The sequence below is a fragment of the Treponema endosymbiont of Eucomonympha sp. genome, assembly GCF_001028545.1.
Window position 1 is genome coordinate 22,621 of the sequence record NZ_BBPW01000753.1, and the last position, 8,133, is coordinate 30,753.

Annotated in this window: 8 protein-coding genes; all 8 read left to right on the forward strand. The window is 55.6% G+C overall.

All coding sequences use genetic code 11. The features are described from left to right. Window positions 1–128 precede the first annotated feature (128 nt). Window positions 129–833 (forward strand): hypothetical protein, encoded by a 705-nt coding sequence (locus AWU74_RS09265; RefSeq protein ID WP_062329083.1) that lies wholly within the window; start codon window positions 129–131, stop codon window positions 831–833. Between the two features lie 193 nt (window positions 834–1,026). Next, complete coding sequence (locus tag AWU74_RS09275; RefSeq protein WP_162505173.1) at window positions 1,027–1,866, forward strand: hypothetical protein; 840 nt, start codon at window positions 1,027–1,029, stop codon at window positions 1,864–1,866. 11 nt (window positions 1,867–1,877) lie between these two features. Beyond that, a complete protein-coding gene (locus AWU74_RS09280) occupies window positions 1,878–2,663 on the forward strand; it encodes a hypothetical protein (protein ID WP_059370076.1) in 786 nt (261 codons plus the stop codon). Between the two features lie 93 nt (window positions 2,664–2,756). Beyond that, on the forward strand, window positions 2,757–3,551 hold the full coding sequence (locus AWU74_RS09285) for a hypothetical protein (protein ID WP_162505174.1): 795 nt from the start codon (window positions 2,757–2,759) through the stop codon (window positions 3,549–3,551). A 382-nt stretch (window positions 3,552–3,933) separates the two neighbouring features. Next, on the forward strand, window positions 3,934–4,920 hold the full coding sequence (gene dctP, locus AWU74_RS09290; RefSeq protein ID WP_162505175.1) for a TRAP transporter substrate-binding protein DctP: 987 nt from the start codon (window positions 3,934–3,936) through the stop codon (window positions 4,918–4,920). A gap of 81 nt (window positions 4,921–5,001) precedes the next feature. Next, a complete protein-coding gene (locus AWU74_RS09295) occupies window positions 5,002–5,493 on the forward strand; it encodes a TRAP transporter small permease (RefSeq protein ID WP_062329096.1) in 492 nt (163 codons plus the stop codon). Window positions 5,494–5,505: 12 nt separating this feature from the next. Continuing rightward, entirely contained in the window at window positions 5,506–6,795 is a 1,290-nt protein-coding gene (locus AWU74_RS09300; protein WP_062329098.1) for a TRAP transporter large permease, read from the forward strand. Then, window positions 6,796–7,980 carry an aldo/keto reductase gene (locus AWU74_RS09305; protein WP_062329100.1) on the forward strand — a complete coding sequence of 395 codons (1,185 nt, stop codon included), beginning with the start codon at window positions 6,796–6,798 and terminating at the stop codon, window positions 7,978–7,980. Window positions 7,981–8,133: the final 153 nt, after the last annotated feature.

Below are 8,133 nucleotides of genomic sequence, written 5' to 3' on the forward strand. Positions count from 1 at the left end.
GTACAGGAAACTCGACCGAAACCCGTGCATAGCGCGGGTTTCGCCGGGCGCACTTGCCGACGCGGGCAAAAAAGACTATATTCTTAGTAGGATATAAGAAAAAATGGAGGCACGTTATTCCTAAAAACATGGATTGGCTCCCGACAAATCGGGAAGCGCAGCTTGCAATGGCGCAGAACTGGGTCGCGGTGCTGGGAAACCAGACGGGGAACCCCTGGAATATCCCCGAAGCGGAGCAGACGGCGCTCGACGGGCTGAGCGTTGACGCGGAAAGGCTGCTGGGACAGGCGCAGTCCAGCGCGCGGACGACGGTTATCACGGCGGAGTGCAAGGCGGCGTTTGCGGCGCTGCTTGTTAAAATGCGCTTTGTCAAAAGCAGGTATTTTTTAGCGCCGCCGCTGTCGGACGCGGATTTTACCTCCCTTGAGCTGCAGCCAAAAGACACGACAAGGACGCCGGTTCCGCCGCCCGCGGCTCAGGCGGAGGCGGACGTTACCCGCCCGGGCGTTCATATTCTGGCGCTGCATTTGAAGGCGGTCGCGGACTCCCCGCCCGACCCGCACCGCGCCGATTACGGTTTCCGCATTTACTGGGGCGTGTTTTCGCCGGACGGAGCTTCGGCGGTTCCGTCTGCCGGCTTGAAGCGGGAACTGACGGCGGCGCCGGTTTCCGGCGAGGAGCTGCCTCATTCGCGGTTCACTCGCCGAAAAAAGGAGACGTTCGACTTCCCCGCGGAGGACAGCGGCAAGACCGCGTACTTCTGCGTCCGCTACGAAAACGCCAAAGGGGAGTCCGGTCCCTGGGGTCCGCTGTTTTCCGCGGTCATCCCGTAAGGATATAACAGAAAAACAGGCATGAGTCCCGCGCCCGCCTCCGGAAATGGAGGCGGGCGCGGTTTTTTTTGCAAAAAATGTTGACAAAACGCTGAACGTTTTTTATTATGCGTATAAAAGCTGTTGAGGACTTTGTCCCGCAAGCCGAAGAATACAACGCATATTCCGGCATATAGCCGGAGAATGGGTTAAAATGTTTCCAAAACGCATCATTGCGGCGGGTGTCGCCGCGCTTTCTCTCGCGGCTTGTTCGGGAATCAGCAGCGAGCCGCCTGCTTCCGTCACGCTGGAAGCCGCGTATGCGCGGGTTTCTGCCCGCGCGAAAGCGGCGCACTTTGGGTTTTCGTTCGAGGATTTCGCTCAAATGTATCTGGATGAGGGATACGATTCCGTGCAGGAGTATGAGCGCTGCTGGCTGGATGCGTTACCCTTGAATGACGACAGAGCCGCAAGCCGATTTGTTAAGCCTATAGCCGAGCAGTATACGATGCAAGGCGGGGGTTGGGGTAGTACACCGATACCTAACTCTGGCGGAAAGCTTATGAAAGATGAGGGGTGCGCGGTAACGCTGGCGGCGAATATTGCGTACACCCGCAACAATTCCGATATTACGCCCGGTACGATAATCGAAAAACCGGGTAATTTTTCAGGAAACGGTCTGCTGTGGGGTAATGCGCTAGCCGACGTCAATTTGTCTATTGGGGGCAGAGTCGACAATCCATTACGGGTCGATGAATTTTGGGATCTCCAAGAAGATTCGGAAAAATATTTGATAGGGATAATGGTCCATTACAAGGGGACCGCCGGGAATCCGCAGGGCACCCATTGGGTAGGCGCGAGTGCTGTTGCCACAACGCGTTCCGGGGGCCGTTTCTACTACAAAATATCCAGGACGTCTGTCAACGATAATGTTTTGGGAACAAATCCCGCCGAGAACAACCGGTACAACTTAGGCTGGAAACTTGGTACCGACGGGAGCGTGTTTGTTCCGGTAGAATGCGTAAGCGCTTATCGCGTATTTACCGTCAGATAGCGCGATAAGACGTGCACGGCAAAACCTGCGCTTTAACGCTGCTGTTCCTGTTCCGAATAGCCGCTGCCGCCGGAGCGCAGCGCATAGTTTCCACGTTTGAGCCGCTGAAAAACGCCGAGCGGCTAGCATACAGCGCCGGGGATGAAGGACGCAGGATGAGCCTTTATGCGCAGGACAGCCGGTCGCTCAAAACAACGCGCTTGCTCGGCTCGTGGGACGGCGTTACCGAATGGGGTGGCATTCAGTTTGCGAAAGACCGGAAGGAATGCTTTTTCCTCAAAGACACGCCGGAGGAAGGAAGAGAATCGCTGTATAAGCTTGACGGAAATGCAGGAACAGTGACTCTGTTATTAGGGCGCGTGTCATATAATTCCCGCGTATCTTCCGACGGACGGTTTTTTCTTTTTAACAGCCTCAGCACTGGGTGTGTCCGATTTCACAGCCGGTCTCCCGGCAGTTATGAGCTATCGACGGATAGGGGCGTGTTTTTCCTCGTGAGCGCCGACGACGGAAAGCTGCTCGACGTGTTTGACTGGAAAGTTAAAAAAAAGGACAGCGCTGGCGGTTTTGTCATTTATCGAGACCCAACGGGAATATTCATTATATATTATAGCTGGGAAGGCTCGACTATAGGCGCGGTTGCGACGCTTGACCCACGCACGAGGACACTCACCGTGCTTTGGGACGAGACTGATAATAATACGGATTTGTCGCTTCCAAACCGTATCAACGAGGCATATCAGGACGACGTAGTAAAACAGCCGCGTGACCCCACGCTGCGGCTAGAAGACAAATAAAAGAGCAGGTCCGCTCCTTATCTGTCTACCGAAGCGGGTTGACGGGGCTTTCCCGCGCACGAGGCTGTCGATCGATTTATGAGGAGCGGAACTGTGAAAACACGGGGTACAATGCACCACAAAACCTGCGTTCTAATGCTGCTGTTCCTGTTCCGAATAATCGGCGCCGCCGGAGCGGAGCGCATAGTTTCCACGTTTGAGTCGCTGAAAAGCGCCGAACGGCTGGCATACAGCGCCGGGGAAGAAGGACGCAGGATGAGCCTCTATGCACAGGACAGCCGGTCGCTCAAAACAACGCGCTTGCTCGGCTCGTGGGACGGCGTTACCGAATGGGGCGGCATTCAGTTTGCGAAAGACCGGAAGGTGTGCTTTTTTCTCAAAGACACGCCGGAGGAAGGAAGAGAATCGCTGTATAAGGTTGACGGGAATATGGGAACAGTCGCTCTGTTGCTGGGGCACATATCATATAATTCCCGCGTTTCTTCCGACGGACGGTTTTTTCTTTTTAACAATATCCATACCGGAGGTGCTCGAGCTAACAGTCGCGGAGGCTGGTCTTATTTATCGACGGATAGGGGCGTATTTTTTCTCGTAAGCGCCGAAGACGGCAAGTTGCTCGACGTGTTTGACTGGAAGGTCAAACGAGATTTTGGCGGCGGTTTTGACATTCTCAGAGACGCGGCGGGAATGTTTCGGATACAGTATGGCGGCGAAGGCGGGATTATCGGCGCAATTGCGACGCTTGACCCGCGCACAAGGACATTCGCCGTGCTTTGGGATTTAACCGATGATAAGCCAACAGCTTACCCAGAAAGCAGAGACGCGGCGTATCAGGACGACGTAGATAAACAGCCGTATGACCCCACGCTGCGGCTAAAAGACAGCTAAAAGAGTGGATTGCTCCTTATCTGTCTACCGAAGCTGGTTGCTGGGGCTTTCCACAAGGCAGAAAAATAGGCATATAAAGTAAAAGAGCAGGGTGAAAGCCTTGCTCTTTTTTGTGCCCCCAAGCGGCTTATCTTTACGCCGTAAGTTTCCCGCACACAGGCTTTGCCTTTATGCCCACCTTATGCGCTATGCCTATCTGCCGAGTTCTTTCAAAGAACTCGGACGTTCCCCGCAGGGGGAACGCGAAACTCGGCGTCCTTTTTTGACAAGCATATACCCGCATGATATACTGCCTCTCGTCTTATTTTGCGCGATAAAAGTCGCGCGACTGGTGTTCTGCACAGACGGACGCGGCGTTCACAACGATTCGGAGGAGCTTGCAATGAAAAAAAGCGCTGTATCAGTGCTGGCGATAACTGCGGTGGCGTTGCTGTGCGCGGCGTGCGATAAAATCGGCGCGAAGAAAATCAAGGTCAGATTCGCGGGCACCGAAGGGGACTCCACGCCGCAGAGTCAAATGCTCTATAAAGTGGCGGACCGCCTGAATGCAAGCGGCTACTTTGACGTCGACGTGTTTACGTCGGGCGCTTTGAGCAGCGACACCGATGATTTGGTAACGCAGGCGCTGCAAGGCTCGCACCTCGTCGTGCCGTCAGACCCCGCGCGCCTCTCCGCAAACCAGAAAGTGCCGGATTTCGGCATCCTCATGGCGCCGTATGCGCTGAAAGACTATAGGGTGCTGGACAAACTGCACGGCACGCCGCTGTATCAGCAGTGGGAAAAAGACTTTGAAAAAACCGGTCTCAAGCTCATTGCCAACAATTTCTATAACGGAATGCGGCATTTTATCACCAACAAAGAGATTAAAACGCCCGCTGATTTGCGGGGGCTGCGAATACGCGGCTTCAGCAACAGCGTCGGCAACGGTTTGGCAAAGAGTCTGGGCTATGCGCAAACCTCTATTCCGGCGACCGACATTTATACAGGCGTCCAGTCGAAGGCTATCGACGGGTGCGAAATCCAGACGCCGACTTCCTACGGCTACCGCCTGTGGGAGGTGCTCAAATACACCGCCAAAACCGGGCACTATATGCTGACCAGCAGCATTGTGTGCGGCACGGAATTCTTTGACCGGTTACCCAAAGAAGCGCAGGATGTGCTGGTCGAAACATTCCGCAGCGTATGCTCCGAGTATCAGGCAAAAGTGGCAAAAATAGAGCAGGACGATTTAACCGAAATGCAGGCAAAGGGAATGGTCGTCGCCGAGGTGAATACCGCACCGTTTGAAGCCGCGGTCGAGCCGCTCTATGCCGAGCTGGGATTTTCCGCCGGACTGAAAGACGAACTGTTCCGGCAACTGGACTTGTAACCACCAGGCGGGGCAGCACTGGCAAGACGGAAAACGGTGCGCGGCGTTCGCTTTCCGCTTTGTCGGTTGTAAGGAGGCTGTATGAAAAAAATTTATAAGGCGTTCTGCGCTACCGAGACGGCCGTCTGCGGCACGGCGTTCGTTGCCATTGTCGCGCTCACCTTTATGTCGGCTATCCTGCGGATGCTCAAGGTTCCCTTGTCGTGGAATATGGACTTGGCGATGCTGCTATTGGCGTGGGCGTCTTTTTTAGGCGCCGACTGCGCATTCCGAGCCGGACAGATGACGGGAATCGACTTGCTCACGCGGAATTTTCCCAAGAAGGCGCAAAACACCGTATCTCTGGTGATACTGGCTGCCATATTGACTGCGCTGCTGTTTTTTGCGCATTTCGGGATAAAACTGGTGAGAAGCGACTATAACCGGCAGTATTCGTCCCTGCCGATTTCTTTTTCGTGGGCAACGCTCAGTCTGCCCGTCGCCGCTATTTCGATGATTGTCTCGACGCTGCTTAAAATAAAAAATTGCATACGGGCGTACAGCGAACAGCGCGACCGGCACATTACAAAATAAAAGGATAGGGTTATGTCATTGTTGCTCATTTGCTTTGTGCTGTTTTTAGCGCTGGGTATGCCTATTGCCTTTGTCATTGGAATCGCGGGGTTGGCGTATTTCATATCTGCCGGCGAGCCGCTCACCATTGCGGTGCAGCGCATCGTCGCCCAGAGTCAGTCTTTTACCTTCCTTGCCGTGCCGTTTTTCATTTTTGCCGGCAATTTGATGAACGTATCGGGAATCACCGAACGACTTTTGGGGCTTGCCCGCCTGCTGACCCGACGCATGTACGGCGGCACCGCGCAGATTTCGGTCGTAATGAGCACGCTTATGGGCGGCGTTTCCGGCTCGGCAACCGCCGACGCAGCTATGGAAACCCGCATACTCGGTCCTGAGATGCTGCGACTCGGCTACAAAAAGGGCTATATCTGCGCGGTGAACTGCATTGCCGCCCTGATTACGGCGACAATTCCGCCGAGCCTCGGTCTGATTATATTCGGCTTTATCGGCGAGGTTTCTATCGGGCGGCTCTTCGCCGCGGGCATTGTCCCCGGCGTTCTGATGACGGTTTTCCTTATGCTGACGACGAGCCTCACGTCGCGCTATTACCGATATGACCCGCCGCGACGGGAGCTTCCCCGCCTGACGCTGAAAGAACTGGGCGAAAATCTGAAAGACTCGATATGGGCGCTGCTGTTCCCCATAATCCTGATTGTGGGAATCCGCTTCGGCGTGTTCACCCCGTCGGAATCCGGCGCGTTCGCGGTGGTCTACTCGATTCTCGTCGGCAAGTTCGTGTACAAAGAGCTGACGTGGAAAAACTTCATCGAGGCGCTCGTTACCTCGTTCAAAGACAACGGCGCAATCATGCTGATTATCGCCCTGTCCGGTCCCTTCAGCTACGCGATTACGCTGGTAAAGCTGCCCGTGCTGCTGAGCAGCCTGATTTTCGGCATTACCGACAACCCGCAGCTGCTCACGCTGATTATGCTCGGCTTCCTCTTTATCACCGGCATGTTTGTGGACAGCAACGTGAACTTCCTGCTCCTGACCCCGATTTTCCTGCCAATGGTTACAAAAGTCGGCATGGATCCGGTGCATTTCGGCGTGCTCATGGCGACTATCGTAACGCTCGGCGTGATGACCCCGCCTGTCGGCTCGGCGCTGTACACGGTCTGCGGCATTATCGACTGCCCGCCGGAAGAATATGCCAAGTATTCGCTGCCGTTTCTGGGCGCGGTGCTCTTGGAACTGGCAATCCTTGTGTTCCTGCCGCAGGCAGTGCTGTGGATTCCGAACATGATTTTCGGGGCGCAATAAATGCAGTACCGCACCGACCAAAAATCAGGCAACAAGTTGTCTGTCCTCGGCTTAGGCTGCATGCGGTTCCCGCGGAAGCTGGGCGTCATAGACGCGCAGGAAACGGAGCGAATCGTTATGGGCGCGGTTGAGCGCGGCGTGAACTACTTCGATACGGCGTATATCTATCCGGGGAGCGAGGAGACGCTGGGGACGATACTGGCAAAGCACGGTGTCCGCGAAAAGATATACGTCGCCAGCAAACTGCCGCTCGTCCTGTGCAAGAACGGCGGAGACTTCGACCGCTTCTTCGGCAAGGAACTGGAGCGGCTGAAGACCGGATACATAGACTATTACCTGTTGCACATGCTCACCGACCGGGCGTCGTGGGAGCGGCTCTGCGGCTGGGGAATCAGGGAATGGCTTGCGGAACAGAAGGCGGGCGGCAGAATCAGGCATATCGGCTTTTCGTTCCACGGTATCCGCGACGAATTCCTGTCGTTGCTCGACGTATACGACTGGGAGCTCTGCCAGATTCAGTACAACTACTCGGACGAAAACTATCAGGCGGGAGTCGCAGGGCTGAAGAAGGCGCACGAAAAAGGGCTGCCTGTCGTCATCATGGAACCGCTTCTGGGCGGGAAGCTCGCGGGAAGCCTGCCGGAAGCGGCGTCCGAAGCGTTCAGACGCGTAGATCCCGCACGGTCGAACGCGGCGTGGGCGTTCCGGTGGCTCTGGGAACAGACGGAAGTGACGGTGGTGCTCTCCGGCATGAGCGAGTTCCGGCAGCTTGCCGAAAACGCGGCTCTGGCGGATTCCGCCGCCGCGGGAATGCTCTCCGACGCAGAACGCGACGCATACCGCCTCGTGGTTGCGGAGTTCAACAAATCATATAAAATCCGCTGTACCGGCTGCAATTACTGCATGCCGTGCCCTCGCGGCGTGAACATTCCCAGTTGTTTTGCCGCGTACAACACGTCGTTTTCACTGGGGTTTTCCGCCGGAATGCAACAATACACCACCAGCACGGGCGCGACGTCTATAAAGCCGAGCGGCGCGGGGCTGTGCGTCCAGTGCGGCAAGTGCGAAACGCACTGCCCTCAGCGCCTTCCGATACGGGAGTCGCTCAAAGCGGTGCGGAACAGAATGGAGCCGTGGTGGTATCGGGCGGGAGTCGGCATATTCAGGCGCGTAACCGGACGGTGAGCACCCGTTACAGGGGCAGCGGGTCGGTTTCCGCATTATACAGACGGAACGAATCCTGGGCGATTCCAATGACAAAGGCAATAGGCGCTTTCCCTGACGCTTTCATTCTTTGTTTTATGCCGCGCGTAATGTTTCCGGTTCGGGTCTTGTGTA

Coding starts and splice junctions, on each gene's coding strand:
- AWU74_RS09265 (WP_062329083.1), top strand. CDS start 129: ATGGATTGGCTCCCGACAAATCGGGAAGCGCAGCTTGCAATGGCGCAG.
- AWU74_RS09275 (WP_162505173.1), top strand. CDS start 1,027: ATGTTTCCAAAACGCATCATTGCGGCGGGTGTCGCCGCGCTTTCTCTC.
- dctP (WP_162505175.1), top strand. CDS start 3,934: ATGAAAAAAAGCGCTGTATCAGTGCTGGCGATAACTGCGGTGGCGTTG.
- AWU74_RS09295 (WP_062329096.1), top strand. CDS start 5,002: ATGAAAAAAATTTATAAGGCGTTCTGCGCTACCGAGACGGCCGTCTGC.
- AWU74_RS09300 (WP_062329098.1), top strand. CDS start 5,506: ATGTCATTGTTGCTCATTTGCTTTGTGCTGTTTTTAGCGCTGGGTATG.
- AWU74_RS09305 (WP_062329100.1), top strand. CDS start 6,796: ATGCAGTACCGCACCGACCAAAAATCAGGCAACAAGTTGTCTGTCCTC.